This is a genomic window from Hyphomicrobium sp. 802 (assembly GCF_000526135.1).
GTDB lineage: Bacteria > Pseudomonadota > Alphaproteobacteria > Rhizobiales > Hyphomicrobiaceae > Hyphomicrobium_B.
In genome coordinates, this window is sequence record NZ_JAFM01000001.1 from 1,088,930 (window position 1) to 1,103,706 (window position 14,777).

Annotated in this window: 14 protein-coding genes; 7 read left to right on the forward strand and 7 right to left on the reverse strand. The window is 56.7% G+C overall.

Annotated features, from left to right (window positions below; translation table 11 throughout):
* Positions 1-31: 31 nt before the first annotated feature.
* Positions 32-616: a DNA-3-methyladenine glycosylase gene (locus HYP802_RS0105435; protein ID WP_035575710.1), complete on the reverse strand. Its 585-nt coding sequence runs from the start codon at positions 614-616 to the stop codon at positions 32-34.
* 283 nt (positions 617-899) lie between these two features.
* Between HYP802_RS0105435 and HYP802_RS0105440 the strand changes: the two genes are divergently transcribed.
* The 4 genes from HYP802_RS0105440 to HYP802_RS23955 all read left to right on the forward strand — a co-directional run bounded on the left by HYP802_RS0105440 (position 900) and on the right by HYP802_RS23955 (position 3,631).
* Positions 900-1,841, forward strand: coding sequence for a metallophosphoesterase (locus tag HYP802_RS0105440; protein WP_024275299.1), 942 nt, complete (start codon positions 900-902; stop codon positions 1,839-1,841).
* 13 nt (positions 1,842-1,854) lie between these two features.
* Positions 1,855-2,226, forward strand: a complete 372-nt coding sequence (locus HYP802_RS0105445) for a c-type cytochrome (protein ID WP_024275300.1) — start codon at positions 1,855-1,857, stop codon at positions 2,224-2,226.
* Positions 2,227-2,273: 47 nt separating this feature from the next.
* Positions 2,274-2,816 (forward strand): sigma-70 family RNA polymerase sigma factor, encoded by a 543-nt coding sequence (locus tag HYP802_RS0105450; protein ID WP_024275301.1) that lies wholly within the window; start codon positions 2,274-2,276, stop codon positions 2,814-2,816.
* 311 nt (positions 2,817-3,127) lie between these two features.
* Positions 3,128-3,631, forward strand: coding sequence for a hypothetical protein (locus tag HYP802_RS23955; RefSeq protein ID WP_244420961.1), 504 nt, complete (start codon positions 3,128-3,130; stop codon positions 3,629-3,631).
* A 27-nt stretch (positions 3,632-3,658) separates the two neighbouring features.
* Here HYP802_RS23955 and HYP802_RS0105460 read toward each other — a convergent pair whose 3' ends face one another.
* On the reverse strand, positions 3,659-4,420 hold the full coding sequence (locus tag HYP802_RS0105460; RefSeq protein ID WP_013946109.1) for an FCD domain-containing protein: 762 nt from the start codon (positions 4,418-4,420) through the stop codon (positions 3,659-3,661).
* 180 nt (positions 4,421-4,600) lie between these two features.
* Between HYP802_RS0105460 and HYP802_RS0105465 the strand changes: the two genes are divergently transcribed.
* The 3 genes from HYP802_RS0105465 (at position 4,601) to HYP802_RS0105475 (ending at position 9,133) form a co-directional block, all read left to right on the forward strand.
* Positions 4,601-6,244 (forward strand): L-lactate permease, encoded by a 1,644-nt coding sequence (locus tag HYP802_RS0105465; protein WP_013946110.1) that lies wholly within the window; start codon positions 4,601-4,603, stop codon positions 6,242-6,244.
* A gap of 73 nt (positions 6,245-6,317) precedes the next feature.
* Positions 6,318-6,770, forward strand: coding sequence for a (2Fe-2S)-binding protein (locus HYP802_RS0105470; protein WP_013946111.1), 453 nt, complete (start codon positions 6,318-6,320; stop codon positions 6,768-6,770).
* 2 nt (positions 6,771-6,772) lie between these two features.
* Positions 6,773-9,133: a molybdopterin cofactor-binding domain-containing protein gene (locus tag HYP802_RS0105475; protein ID WP_013946112.1), complete on the forward strand. Its 2,361-nt coding sequence runs from the start codon at positions 6,773-6,775 to the stop codon at positions 9,131-9,133.
* Positions 9,134-9,297: 164 nt separating this feature from the next.
* Here HYP802_RS0105475 and HYP802_RS0105480 read toward each other — a convergent pair whose 3' ends face one another.
* From HYP802_RS0105480 to HYP802_RS0105500, 5 genes are all read right to left on the reverse strand, one after another.
* On the reverse strand, positions 9,298-9,930 hold the full coding sequence (locus HYP802_RS0105480) for a CoA transferase subunit B (protein WP_024275302.1): 633 nt from the start codon (positions 9,928-9,930) through the stop codon (positions 9,298-9,300).
* A gap of 1 nt (position 9,931) precedes the next feature.
* Positions 9,932-10,648, reverse strand: a complete 717-nt coding sequence (locus HYP802_RS0105485; protein ID WP_013946114.1) for a CoA transferase subunit A — start codon at positions 10,646-10,648, stop codon at positions 9,932-9,934.
* Positions 10,649-10,708: 60 nt separating this feature from the next.
* On the reverse strand, positions 10,709-11,785 hold the full coding sequence (locus tag HYP802_RS0105490; protein ID WP_013946116.1) for an NAD(P)-dependent alcohol dehydrogenase: 1,077 nt from the start codon (positions 11,783-11,785) through the stop codon (positions 10,709-10,711).
* 67 nt (positions 11,786-11,852) lie between these two features.
* Positions 11,853-12,362, reverse strand: coding sequence for an acetone carboxylase subunit gamma (locus HYP802_RS0105495; RefSeq protein WP_013946117.1), 510 nt, complete (start codon positions 12,360-12,362; stop codon positions 11,853-11,855).
* Between the two features lie 76 nt (positions 12,363-12,438).
* Entirely contained in the window at positions 12,439-14,766 is a 2,328-nt protein-coding gene (locus HYP802_RS0105500; RefSeq protein ID WP_013946118.1) for a hydantoinase B/oxoprolinase family protein, read from the reverse strand.
* Between the last annotated feature and the right edge of the window lie 11 nt (positions 14,767-14,777).

The window sequence follows — 14,777 nt, forward strand, 5'->3', positions numbered from 1 at the left end:
CGACCGGTCTGGCGCGACGGCTTGGCAGTCCTCAAATTCTGACGAAGCGTAGTTTTTTGGCGGCCCATACCGGGCCTGCGTAATCAACGCCGATGCGCGGCGTTGAGCGAACGCGGAGCTTCGTTGCGTTCTCGCCCGTATCGGCAAACCAAAGTCCGGTTTTGGGTGTGGCATCCCGGCCGTGGAAGCTCGCGTCGATGTCCATCGCCGCGGTGACGCGGCCGGGCCCGCTTACTCCTTCGACGCCTCGGATGAGCACGGCGGATGCGTCACCCACCTTACCCGTCACGATGTTGAGCATCCAATGGATGCCGTAGATGCGGTAAATATAAAAGTGTCCCGGCGGTCCGAACATGACTTCAGTTCTCGCCGTTCTTCCTTTGGAAGAATGCGAGGCAAGGTCGTGGACTCCTTCGTAGGCCTCGGTTTCGGTCACGGCCAACGCGGTTCGCATTTTCCCGATCCGACGCACGAGGTTTTTTCCGAGGAGATCGCGCGCAACCCTTGCGGCCGGGCGGTCAAAGAACGACTGCGGAAGTACATTGCTGCCGACAACGGAGTCCAATATCTGCCCTCCACGATTGACGATCCGAACTCCGCTTAGTCGCTCGCACATTTCAATATTTCTGCTGTATGCGATCTAATTCAATGCCAAGGCTGAGGTCGGGACGAGCATCTCGTTCCTAATGGTCGCGACTGGCTGAGCACAGCCACTTGCAGCTGGGGGCCGGCGCCTACACACCAAATGCCTAAGTCTGTCCAAAATCTGCATCATGCTGTGGCCGATTCCATATCGAGGCGACATCAAATTTTTCTTAGCGAGATGGAATAAAGCGCCAGGAGCACGAGTCTTCCCTTTCAAACCGCCAATTCGCGGGCTTTGGAAGGGAGTGCAGAAAATGGGTAATAATGACGGGGACGGTATCAACCGGCGGCATGCGCTGGAATGCATGATTTGGGCGGGAACCGGCGTCCTTTGGACGGTAGCGGGTGGAGTGCCGAAATCACTATCTCTGCTCGATGACGTTGAAGCTGCTGAAGCGGCAAAAAGCGGTTTCACTTTCTTGCAAATATCCGACAGCCATGTCGGCTTCAACAAGCCTGCCAATCCGCATGCGATTGAAACACTGAAAGAGGCGATCGGTCGGATCGACGCGCTCCCCGAGAAGCCGGCCTTTTTACTTCATACCGGGGACATTACTCACAGCGCGAAGCCCGTAGAGTTTGACGATGCGAATGAGATTATAGGCTCGACGCGAGTGAATGTTCATTATGTCCCCGGCGAGCATGACATGACGGACCAAGCGACTGAGAATGCCTATCTCGAACGGTACGGTAAAGGTGTAAAGGGCGGCGGTTGGTATAGCTTCGACCAACACGGCGTACACTTCATCGGTCTGAACAACGTGGTCAATCTCAAGAAGTTTGGCTTGGGGTTTCTTGGCGATGAACAGCTCAAGTGGCTGGAGGACGATCTTCGAGCACTGTCGTCTTCAACGCCAATCGTTGTTTTCGCGCACATTCCGCTGTGGTCGATCTATCCGAATTGGGGATGGGGTACGGACGATGCTGCTGTTGCGCTTGGTTACTTAAAGCGCTTTGGCTCGGTCACCATTCTCAACGGGCATATTCATCAGCTGATGCAGAAAGTCGAAGGCAACGTGACGTTTCACACGGCGCGCTCGACGGCGTTTCCACAACCTGCTCCCGGAGAAGCACCGTCACCTGGGCCGATGGTCGTTCCAGCCGACAAGCTGCGTGGCATGCTCGGGCTGACGAGTGTCACGTTCAAAAAGAACAAGTCGCCCCTTGCCATCATAGATACGTCGTTGGCTGATTGAGGCGGATTTCAAAATGCTTCGCATTGCAAAATTGCTCGTTGCTGTCGCGGTCGGGATATTCATCATTGTTCCGAGCGCCAGGGCCGCGCCGAGTGCTGCACACGGTGAAGATATCTACCAAAGCTGCCAGGATTGTCATTCGCTCGACACCAACGATGTCGGCCCCAAGCATCGCGGTGTATTCGGGAGAAAGGCGGGAGCAGTTCCCGACTATAGTTATTCGGTTGCGCTCAAGACTTCCGGTATAGTTTGGACCGAAGATACCCTCGACAAATGGCTCGCGGACCCGCAGAAGCTCGTCCCTGGAGCGAAGATGTTTTTTCATCTCGATGCCGCCCAAGATCGAGCGGACGTCATAGAATATTTGAAAGAGCGAGCGAAATAATTTCATCGGGCGTAAAGTCCCGCTACGCGCGCTTGGAGCGAAGATCAATGGACGACCGGCAGCGGTTTAATGAGGCGCTTCTTCCGTATATCGACGATGCTTTGTCGTTGGCGCGCTGGCTGACGGGCAACGTGGCCGATGCGGAAGATGTCGTCCAGGATGCTTGCATCCGGGCTTTCAAGGCGATCGCGACAGTGAGGCCTACAGATGGGCGCGCCTGGCTTCTCGCCATCGTTCGCAATACTGCATTCACTTGGATCTCGAAGAATCGACCAAAGGCCGTGGTTGCAACCGACGATGACGGATTGTTCGAGCAGGCGGTGCTGGAGATGATTGAACCGCATGCGTCTCCTGAAGCTATTCTCATTGGAAAAATGGATGCGGAATATTTGCACCTCGCGATAGCGGCGCTCCCCCTGTCCTATCGCGAGGTTCTGGTGCTGAGGGAAATGGAAGACCTTAGCTATCAAGAAATATCGCAAGTCTTGTCGATCCCGATTGGAACCGTGATGTCTCGGCTTGCCCGCGCGCGCAATCTCCTCATTCAGCGTATGGCGATGGTCGGCAAGGGAAAGGCGGGTGCAGCGTGAACAAGCCTTCTTCATGGTCATCGCGCGAAGAGTCGCTGCTTCTGCTCAACGCTTATCTAGATAATGAGCTGGATGCGGCTTCCGTTTTGAATATTGAGCGTCAGCTTGCGAATGATCCCGCCCTTCGCGCTGAGTATGACCGGCTCACCCAGTTACGGGCCGTGCTTTCCTCTCATTTGAAAAGCGAAGTCGCCTCAGATGCTTTTCGGAAGCGGATTGCTATGCTTGCCGAAGGCCCGGAAACTCAATTTCCTAAAGAAACTTTCGTGCCGTTGCCAGCGGCTGCCCGACGATCGAACGACTGGCGACACATGGCAGCGGCGGCTGTGTTTGCTGCCGCCGTTACCGGGATGGGCATGTATGGCATTTTGCGGCCTAATATGGAGGCGAGCGAGATCGCCGCGATCGTCGCCGATCATCAACGTTCACTTCTTGCGGCAACGCCGTTCGACGTTGCATCGAGCGACCGACACACCGTGAAACCTTGGTTTGACAGCAAGCTTGCGCTGTCACCTCAGGTCATCGACCTGTCGAGCGACGGCTTTCCGCTGGCAGGCGGTCGTGTCGAGGTCATCGAGGGTAAGCCGGTGCCGGTTCTGGTCTATCATCGCCGCGCACACATTATCAGTGTCGTCGCGATTCCGAAGGTGGGACGAAAAACGACAACCGAGCCGTCGCTCGCGACAACGAAAGACGGCTATTCGGTCATTCGCTGGCATGGACAGGACTTCGATTACATCGTTGTGTCGGACCTCGCCATGAACGAACTCGATGAGTTCGTCATGCGCTGGCGTCAAGCCGCGGCGGAACGGTAAGTGGCGCAGCGATACCGCACGCGCACGTCAGCTTGCGAGAAGGTCACTGCGTTTGGCCCGCAGCAGCGAGGTATTAAGCCGGGCATTGGCGCGCTGAATCTCAGCGACGGTATCAAATACGAAGCGAATGTGATCGGTCGCGGCGGTTTCAGCCCGTTCCGGATCGCCTGAGACCACGGCTTTGCCGATTTCGATGTGCTGTGCGAGCAATTTTTCTCGCACGCCAGCCTTCAGATAGAGGTTCTTGCGGTTGAAAAAGATGTTGTTGCGAAGAAGCTCGCTCAACGCACGCATCACGTGGAGCATGACGAAGTTATGCCCGGCTTCATAGACGAGCATGTGCAATGTGACGTCGGCCTCTGCCTCTTGCTCAGGATCCTGGAGCTTGTGCGCTTTTCGCATATTGCTGAGACACGAACGGATTGCCACTCGCTCCACGTCGGTTGCTCTAAGCGCTGCGTCGCGCGCAGCCCGGGCCTCGACGCACTGACGAAATTCGAAATAATCGGCAAAGGCGTGCGCGTTGTCGCGGTATAGGTTCGCCAGTGGCGCCATGATGGGCGACAGAAATTGCGCCACGTAAGTTCCATTCTTGGAAGATTTCAGCAGTCCACGGTGTACGAGCTTGTCGATGCCCTCTCTCAGCGAAGGCCGCGATACGTCGAGTTTCTGTGCGAGTTCTCGCTCGGCGATGAGCTTCTCGCCTGGACGCAATGCCCCCTCGAGAATGAGCTTCTCGATCTGGGACGCAATGGCGTCGGCAATTTTCGGTGTGCGCACAGTAAGCATGAAATGGCCGCCCCGGAGAATTATTGTGTCACTCTTTTAAGACTGCGCAATGAGCAATGCCATAGGTCGTTTCCGTCCAGCTATATGGCAATCAGATTTGACCGCTCCCAAGTTGTGGTATAAAAATTTTACCAAAAAGGCGGCGATGTCAAAGCAGCCGTTACAGGGGGAACGGGTCGCATGTGGTCACAAGTTTATGACCCGTTTGGCAGTCTGCTGGTTTCGGCGGCCGTAGCTGTAATCCCGGTGCTTGTGCTCCTTGCCAGCATCGGGATTTTCGAGGTTCGAGCACATATCGCGGCGATCCTCGGCCTGACGGCTGCCCTGCTCGTCGCGATATTTGCTTACGGCATGCCGACGCAGATGGCCGGAACGGCAGCACTTTATGGCGCTGCGTTCGGTTTTCTGCCGATCGGCTGGATCATTCTCAATGTAATCTTTCTCTACCGGCTTGCGAGCGAGAAAGGCGAGTTCGATGTCCTGCAGAAATCCATCGGCGCCATCAGCAGCGACAAGCGATTGCAGCTTCTCTTCGTTGCCTTTTCATTCGGCGCCTTTTTTGAAGGCGCGGCGGGCTTCGGAACACCGGTCGCCGTGACGTCTGCGATGCTGATCGGTCTAGGCTTTCCGCCGCTGCCCGCTTCCGGGCTGTCGCTGATCGCCAACACGGCACCGGTTGCATTCGGTGCGCTCGGAACGCCTCTCGTGGCGTTGTCCGCCGTCACCGGCCTCGACCTTTATAGTTTAAGTGCCACAGTCGGGAGGCTGCTCGCGCCATTCGCGATCATTGTGCCGTTCTGGGTGGTCTGGGCTTTCGTCGGCTTCCGCAAAATGATCGAAGTTTGGCCGCCTATACTAGTGGCGGGTGTTTGCTTCGCAGTTCCGCAGTATCTTGTCTCGAATTTTCACGGACCTTGGCTAGTCAACATTGTTGCCTCGCTCGCATCCATGGCGGGTCTGACCTTGTTTCTGAAAGTTTGGCGCCCCAAGGTGGTCATGACCGAGGTGTCGGACTCTGGCCCTTCGGAACCGTCGCTGGCGGCACACTCGACGCGGCATTCCTCAGACGCATTATGGCGGGCTTGGACGCCTTGGATCATCCTCGCGGTCTTCGTGTTCCTCTGGGGAACGCCGCAGGTCCGGGCCGGTCTTGATGGGATTTGGATCGAGAAAATTCCGGTCGCGGGGCTGCACGATCTCGTGCAGAAGATGCCGCCCGTTGTTCCCGCGCCGAAGGTCGAAGCCGCTGTTTTCAACGTCAATCTTCTGTCGGCGACCGGGACGGGTATCCTGCTGTCCGCAATCGTTTCCGGCCTTTTTTTGGGCTACGGCGTTCTTGATCTCATGCGAATGTACGCGAAGACCATTTACGTGGTTCGCTATTCGCTGATGACGATCTCGTGCATGATGGCCATCGGATTTGTCACGCGGTATTCCGGCAGCGACGCCACTCTCGGTCTGGCACTCGCGCAAACAGGATGGGCGTATCCGTTCTTTGGCACGCTGATCGGTTGGCTTGGCGTCGCGCTCACGGGATCGGACACGTCATCGAATGTGCTGTTCGGTGGCCTGCAGAAAATTACGGCCCAGCAGCTGGGCATCAATCCAATCCTGATGGCGTCCGCCAATAGCGCTGGCGGCGTCATGGGCAAGATGATCGATGCGCAGTCGATCGTCGTCGCTTCGACCGCAACCAAATGGTACGGCCATGAAGGGTCGATCCTGCGCTTTGTGTTTTTCCATTCGCTTGCGCTGGCGATGCTCGTCGGCCTGCTTGTTATGGCCGAGACTTATCTTTGGCCTTTCAAGCTTCTTGCGCCGTAGGAATGCCAGCCGGCGCCACAGAGCAAAGTTCGCGTCATGAATTTCGAACCGACGACATAAAGGAGAGCTTGATATGTCATCCGTTACAGTAAATGGCGAGCTCCATGAATTCAGCGGCGATCCCAACATGCCGTTGCTCTGGTACGTGCGCGATATCCTGAATCTCACCGGAACGAAATTCGGGTGCGGCGCGGGTGTCTGCGGTGCGTGTACGGTTCACATCGATGGTGTTGCTGCCCGTTCGTGCCAGACAACCCTTGGCGACGCCGCGGGCAAGTCGATCACGACGATTGAGGGGCTGAGCCCCGACGGCAATCACGAAGTGCAAAAGGCTTGGAGGAAGGTCAACGTTCCGCAATGCGGTTTCTGCCAAGCGGGCCAGATCATGCAGGCAGTTTCGCTGCTCGCCAAGAATCGCGCGCCATCCGACGCCGAAATCGTCGAAGCGATGTCGGGAAACATCTGCCGGTGCGGCTGCTATCAGCGTATTCATGAAGCCGTTCGTCTCGCCGCGGGAGGCGTTTGATCATGCTGCATTATCTCAAAACCGAGGCGGATACTGCTACCGAGAAGAAATCTGATGCCGAGATTTCAAACGTCAGTCGCCGCGGAGTGCTCGGCGGAATTCTTGGCGCTTCGACTTTCGTCATGGCCGTGCGCTTTGCCCCGGCAGAGGCGCGCGAGGCCTTGAAGCCCTATCCGACTGGCGGGCTCAACATGCCGAGCGGCGTCGTTTCGGATCCGCATGTCTTCATCGCCATCGCCGCGACCGGCGACGTGACGATCGTCACACACAGAAGCGAGATGGGAACCGGCATCCGGACGAGCTTGCCGATGGTTGTCGCCGATGAAATGTGCGCAGACTGGTCTCTCGTGCATCTCGTGCAGGCACCCGGCGACGAGCCGAGATACGGCAACCAGGATACGGATGGATCGCGCAGCATGCGCCACTTCATCCAGCCGATGCGCCAATGCGGTGCCGCAATGCGTCAGATGCTGGAAGCCGCAGCAGCTGCAAAATGGGGTTCTGACGCCTCTCTTTGTCGGGCGCGCAATCATGAAGTCGCTCTGCTCGACAAGGAAGGCAAGGAGACAGGCAAGGTCCTGGGGTTCGGCGAACTCGCTGAAGCAGCTCTGGCGCTCTCGGTGCCCGCGCCGGAGACGATCCTCTACAAGTCGCCCAACGAATTCACTCTGATGGGTAAGGGCGAAGTCCAAATCGTTGATCTTCACGATATCACGACGGGCAAAGCCGGTTACGGCGCCGATACGCGTCTGCCCGGCATGAAGTTCGCGGTCGTCGCAAGGCCAGCTGTCGTCGGCGGCAAGGTGAAATCCTATGACGCGTCCGCAGCGCTGAAGATCCCGGGCGTCCATTCCGTGCAAGAGATTGACGGCGTCTTCACCGTTCCAAGAAAGTTTGGTCAGCTCGGCGGCATCGCCGTCGTTGCGGACACGACCTACGCAGCGATCCAAGGTCGTGATGCGTTGACGATCGAATGGGAGGACGGCCCGAACACCACATACAATACGGACACGTTTACCGCCGAGATGTCGGCAACGGCTGCAAAGCCGGGCAAAGTTCTGCGCAATCAGGGCGATCCCGATGCCGCCTTCGCAAACGCCAAGGATGTCATAACCGCGGAATACCATGGCCAGCACATGGTGCAGGCGCCGATGGAACCGCTAGTCGCGATTGCGCGCATCGTCGATGGCAAAGCCGAGATCTGGGCATCGGTTCAGAGCCCTTACGGTGCACGCAAGGATATCGCCGCTGCACTGAAAATGCCGGTCGAGAATGTGACCGTCCATGTCTCGTTGCTTGGCGGAGGCTTTGGCCGCAAGTCGAAGTGGGACTTCATGCTGGAAGCCGCTCTCGTCTCGCAGAAGCTCGGCGGAACACCGGTGCTGCTGCAGTGGACGCGCGAGGACGACATCCAACACTCATTTTATCATACGACGTCTGTTGAGCGCATTGAGGCTGCGGTCGATGAGAAGGGCAAAGTCACGGGTTGGCGTCACCGCACCGTCGCGCCCTCGATCGTTTCGACATTCAAGGCGGACGATGGGTACCAGTTTCCCATCGAATACGGCATGGGCTTTGTCGACGTGCCGTTCGACATCCCGAACGTCCGCTGCGAGAACGGTCAGGCGATGGCACATGCGCGTATCGGCTGGTTTCGCTCGGTTTCCAATATCCAGCGTGCGTTTGCGGTGCAGTCGGCCGCATGTGAGATTGCACACAAGCTTGGCCGCGACCCGAAGGATTTCCTACTCGAGCTGATTGGCCCCGACAGGATTATAGATCCGAAGACCTCCGGTTTTCCGGCTGACTTCTGGAACTATGGCGAACCGTACGAGGAATTTCCGATCAATACCGCGCGCTTGAAGAACGTCATTCGTGTCGCTGCCGAAAATGCCGGCTGGGGAAAATCACTGCCCTCACGGGAAGGGTTCGGGATTGCTGCGCATCGCGCCTTTGCAAGCTACGTTGCAAGTGTCGTGCACGTGAAGATCGACGACGATGGTACCATACGCGTTCCGCATGTTACCTCGGCCATCGATTGCGGCTTCCATGTCAATCCCGAGCGCATTCGCTCTCAAATGGAGGGGGCGGCCGTCATGGGCATGTCGAATGCGCTCTACAGCGGCATTACGTTCAAAGAGGGCGCTGTCGAGCAGTCGAACTATTTCGATTATAACGTGACCAGGATGAGTAATTATCCGGAGAAAGTCTCCGTCCATATTATCGAAACGCCAGAGAGCACGCATGCGGGCGGCGTCGGGGAACCGGGCGTGCCGCCATTGGCCCCGGCGCTCGCCAATGCCATCTTTGCCGCAACCGGCAAACGGCTCAGAAAATTGCCGATGGGCGAAAAACTATCGTGAGGGCGGCAAGGTCGTCACGATAGTTTCATCCGGCGGGCGCTGCGTGTGCGGGCAGCGCTGTCCGCATCCGCAATGTCGTCGCCTGGTAAGAAGGAGAAAGAAGTCCTGCTGTAGCTAGATGTCAAACTCCAAGGCAGCAGGACCGGCATTACAAAAATCGCGACTTATAGAAGTATCCGACCGTCGGTTTTATTGAGCACGTCGTCAATAGTCACACCAGAAGCCAATTCAACCAGCCTGAGCGCCCGAGTAGCCTGGTCGACGTCGAGCACGCACAAGTCTGTTATTACCCGATTGACAACCTGTGCTCCCGTCAAAGGCAGCGTGCAGCGTTGAACAATTTTGGGCTCGTCGCGAGCGGTGTGCTCCATCAGCACAACAACCCTCTTCACGCCCGCGACGAGATCCATGGCGCCTCCCATGCCTTTCACCATTTTTCCTGGGACCAACCAGTTCGCGAGATCGCCGCCTTCCGACACCTGGAAGGCGCCAAGAATCGAGAGATCGATGTGACCGCCGCGGATCATCGCAAAGCTATCGGCCGACGAGAAATAGCTGGTCGAAGGCAGTTCTGTAATCGTCTGCTTTCCTGCGTTGATAAGATCAGCATCCTCCTCGCCCTCGTAGGGAAACGGCCCCATACCAAGCATGCCGTTCTCGCTCTGAAGCGTCACGGTCATTCCGGGAGGAATATAGTTGGCAACCAGGGTCGGAATTCCGATGCCGAGATTCACATAAAAGCCGTCTTCGATTTCTCGGGCGGCACGCGCTGCCATCTCTTCGCGTGTCCAGGCCATATCAGGCGGTCTCCTTCTCGGATTTGATCCGTGTCGTGCGTTGCTCAATCCGTTTTTCCGGATTGGGGACGTGAACAATGCGCTGCACGTAAATGCCGGGCGTGTGAACGTGATCGGGATCGATTGCGCCAGATGGCAGGAGGTGTTCCACCTCCGCGACCGTTACTCGGGCAGCGGTCGCCATCATGGGATTGAAGTTACGTGCTGTCTTCCGATAGATGAGGTTTCCTTCAGCATCACCGGCGAATGCATGAACAAGTGCGAGATCGGCGAAGAGGCTGGTCTCCATGACGTAGTCTTCGTCATTGAAACTGCGCACTTCCTTGCCATCGGCCACCAATGTTCCGACTCCCGTTTTCGTATAGAATGCGGGGATTCCTGCGCCGCCGGCTCGGATTCTCTCGGCCAATGTGCCCTGAGGATTGAATTCAAGTTCGAGTTCTCCAGCAAGATATTGCTGAGCAAAGAGACGGTTCTCCCCTACATAGGATGAAATCATCTTTTTGATCTGTCGCGTCTCCAGAAGTATGCCCAACCCGCAGCCGTCAACGCCAGCATTGTTGGAGATGACAGTGATGCCGGAAACTCCCGAACTACGGATTGCCTCGATCAAATTTGCCGGAATGCCGCAAAGCCCGAATCCGCCGGACATGATGGTCATACCATTTCTAAGTAAACCGGCGAGCGCGCTGGCGGCGCCTGAATATGTCTTTCTCATCGATGATTTCCCATCGGATCAAGACCAACGCCGCGAAGCTGCGTTGGTCATATGAGTTGATCAGGGAGTAATTGCAACTTTCAGGACCCCATCGCGCTGGTTAGCAAAGAGGTCGTAAGCTTCTTCGATTTGATCCAGCTTAAAGTGATGCGTGACGAGGCCGGAGAGATCCGCACGTCCTGAAGCCACCACTTCCAGCATGCGGCGCATTCGTTCTTTGCCACCAGGACAGAGCGATGTGCGGATAGATTTGTTACCGAGTCCGGCATCGAAGGCGACAAGAGGAATTTTGAGGTCCGATGAATAGACACCGAGGCTTGAGAGAATGCCGCCCGGACGCAACACCCGTAAAGCCGCTTCAAAGGTTGGCTGCGTTCCAAGCGCCTCTATCGCAACGTCGACGCCACGCCCATCGGTCAACCTCATGATTGCGTCGACTGGGTTTTCCTTCTTGAAATCGACCACAACGTCTGCGCCCATTCGCTTCGCCATCTCCATGCGTGCGGGGACGGTATCGACGGCAATGATGCGTGTTGCGCCCATCAGCTTGGCCCCTGCCGTCGCGCAAAGCCCGATCGGTCCCTGAGCAAAGACGGCGACCGTATCGCCGATCTTGATTTCTCCCGTCTCTGCTCCAGCGAAACCTGTCGACATGATGTCAGGGCACATCAACACTTGCACATCTGTCACTCCGTCATCTATGGGCGCGAGGTTCGCCATAGCATCTGGGACGCGGACAAACTCGGCCTGACAGCCGTCGATCGTATTTCCGAACTTCCAACCGCCGATCGCTTTCCATCCATGCTTGGTGCCCGCGCCGTCTTGAGCTCCGCAGCCACATAGGCAGGCGTTACTCCAGCCCGACGGTGTGATCGCGCCGGCGATGACCCGTTGACCTTCTTTAAAGCCGGTCACGCCGGATCCCAGCTTTTCGATGATCCCGACCGGCTCATGACCGATGGTCAATCCTTTTGCCACCGGGTACTCGCCCTTAAGGATGTGGACGTCTGTACCGCAGATGGTTGTCGTCGTTACGCGCACCAAAGCGTCTTGTGGACCGATGTCCGGGATCGGTTTGTCCTCAAGTACGATGCGGCCTTTCTCTGCGAAGATCGCTGCCTTCATTTTTGCTGCCATTATTGATTTCCCCTTATTGTTTTATTGGTTTTGCGTGGAGGGACGTTTTTTGAGGCTCGGTGCAGAATCAAGCGGCATCGGCGCGTTCTGGGATGGGAAGGCCAAGCCAGTCGCGGTAGAACGTATCGATATCGGGTTCGAAGTCGCGGATGATCGGATACCAGGGCGTAGGTGCCTCGACGTCATGGAGCGAGCCGCATTGAGGGCAGAAATACTCGCGGATGACTTGCCAAGTAGGTGTCGGAGCCATCAAGCGAGGATAGATCTCCTCCATCTTTTCGGGTGTGTCGCGCACGTTAATGAGAGCGTTGAGCTTCCAGTTTTCTCGCCAATCGCAGAAGTCGTGACCGCACTCACAGCGCACCGTCCATTGCTTGGTCCGCTTCTGCTGGACGATATGGAGCTTTGGGCCGAGCGGGAGGACGATCTTTTCCGACCAGGGTACTCTCTCTTGCAGGATTTCGATGTAGGTTTGGAAGCGCTCAGGATCCTTCGGGGTCGAGAGCATCTGGTGGAGGGTGTCGTGATCAATCTTTCCATCGATGAGATCGGCGATCTTACTGCGTGTATATTTCATGTTGTTTCTTCCCAAACGAATTTTCTACGAATGGCGCGACTGCGGACGATTGCATCCGAAGCTGCTCACGTGGCGATCATTCCTCGACAAACTGGACGGTCTTGACGTCGGGCAGCTCGGAAAGATCCATCGAGTAGCGCGAGCCATAGGAAGGAATTCCGAGTTCTTCCTCGCTAATCGTCCAACTCTCGGGCAGATCCCAGAACGCGCGAAATTCCTTTTCGAAGCGCGGTCCGAGCTTGAACGATGCAGCGAACATCTGCTGCACCTGGGTGGCCGCGGTCTTGGCTAGGATGTTTTCTCGTTCCTTCATCCTCCATTCCTGGGCGGGAATAGCTGTAGCGATACGCGATTTGAGGATGGTTTTGCGTTCCGCCTCTGTGGCTTCTCTGTCGACAGTGAGGCCATCTCCGCCCTGTTTCAACACGACGCCATAAACTTGCTTGGCAAAGCGCTCGAGAACGTAGCCGCCGTTCACGTCGTCGGCCACGGACTGGGGATCGCGATCTAGCGGGTCACCAAAACCGGGCCCACCCCGCATGTAATTGAGATAGAGGTCATAGTCGGAGAACATCTCCTCCGTGGTGATGGCTTGCTTGTCGCGCTTGATCACAGCGCCATGCAAAAGATCATCCCATGTTGGATTTTGCGGATCGGTATCGCCGCCCAGCGGGATATCCTGTCCGTTTTCTATGAGGGATTTGAGACCTGTCTGGTGCGCGGCGAACCTGTAACCCGACGCCGCGGGATAGCCGCCCATCAGTCCCCAGTCCGAAGAGACATGGCCATTGCCCATGAAGAACATGGTCCAATCCTTGGCATTCCAGACCATGCGGAGGCTCTCGAAACCGCAGCCGCCGCGATACTTGCCAGATCCACCCGAGGAAGCCTTGATCTGGCGACCGAGATAGATAAGTGGCTCGGCAAGTTCCCAGATTTCCATGTCGCCCATGTCGCCTTCCGGGTTCCAAATGGCCGCTGCATGTGAAAGTCCGTCGCCGACAGCTGTTGCCCCAGTGCCGTTTGCTGCGCATTCAAATGAGTTTACGGCGTGGATCTCGTCGTATTGATTGAAACCTCCGCCTTGCAGCCAGTTCGAGGTGTTGGCGTTTCCCGCATTCACCTCTTCCAGGTAGCCTCGGCCAAAATAGGAACGTGATAGTCCCCGCCATAACGCCGTCCAGGCCGAGACGAGGAAGTGCCACGAATACGAGAAAGCCACGCGGCGATCGTCAGGGTTCATCCAGGTGCCTTTAGGCAAACGAAACTCGGTGCCATAGGCCGCCCCATCATTAATCATCTCAGAGGGGATGAGCGTCTGAGTCATCATCACCCATATGCCGGACGTGAAGCTCACCTGATGGGCATTGTATGTGTGCCAACCCCAGCGACTTGCGCCTTCGAAATCGAGACGCCAAGTGCCGTCGCCGCGAATGGTGATCTCGGAGGGCGCATGCATAATGGTGTCGACTTTGGCGAAGTCCGAAGGAACACGCACGTCTTCGTGATTATATGGCACGTCGACGAAACCGACTTGGCGGTACTTGCCGGGAATGGTCATGGCCTTGATGCGATTCTGCAGACCGAGCCGCCCGTGCTCCACTGCCTCGTAGGCAAATTTCCAATATGCTTCGATGCCCTCGTCTGCGATCACCTCCTCAACCAGCTTACGGATCATATGGCAGCCGGCGATGCGCGTACGCTCGTCAAGCATCCAGTAACGCGTCGTCCGCACCATGCGCTGGCTTTCATGCAGCCAATCTCGAAAGAGCGTGTCGTTCTCGCCGATCTTACGGCACGTTATCGAATAGCCGTCGCCGAAGCGCTGTACTTGGCCCGTCGCCATTGAGCCCGGTCCAACCGCGCCAGTGTCGATCACATGGGTGACACCGCCGACCCAACCGATCAGTTCTCGCTCCCAGAAGATCGGCACGATGGTATGGATGTCGCAAGGGTGCACGTTTCCGATGAGCGAGTCGTTGTTACAGAAGATATCCTTGTCGTTGACGCCGGGATTGCTCTCCCAATCGTTCTCGATCATGTATTTGATCGCCGCGCCCATCGTGCCGACATGAATGATGATGCCGGTGGAGGTCAGAATGGAATCTCCAGCGGCATTATAGAGAGTGAAGCAAAGCTCACCTTCCTGCTCGACGATCGGAGACGCTGCGATTTTCTTTGCAGTCTCGCGAGCATCGACGACACCAGCACGCAGGCGTGAAAAAAGCTTGTTGTAGAGAATGGGCTCTCTATCGCGTAGCTCCATCGTCTTCAGACCCGCATAATGCTTGCTTGAATGGGTCGCAGACATTATGCGGTCGCGGTGCTGTTTCAGTGTCTCGCCGCCGCGAACAATGCCCCGTGCGGCTCCTTCCAGAGTCGTTTTTTTCAGGTTGATGTTCATCGCTGTTTCCT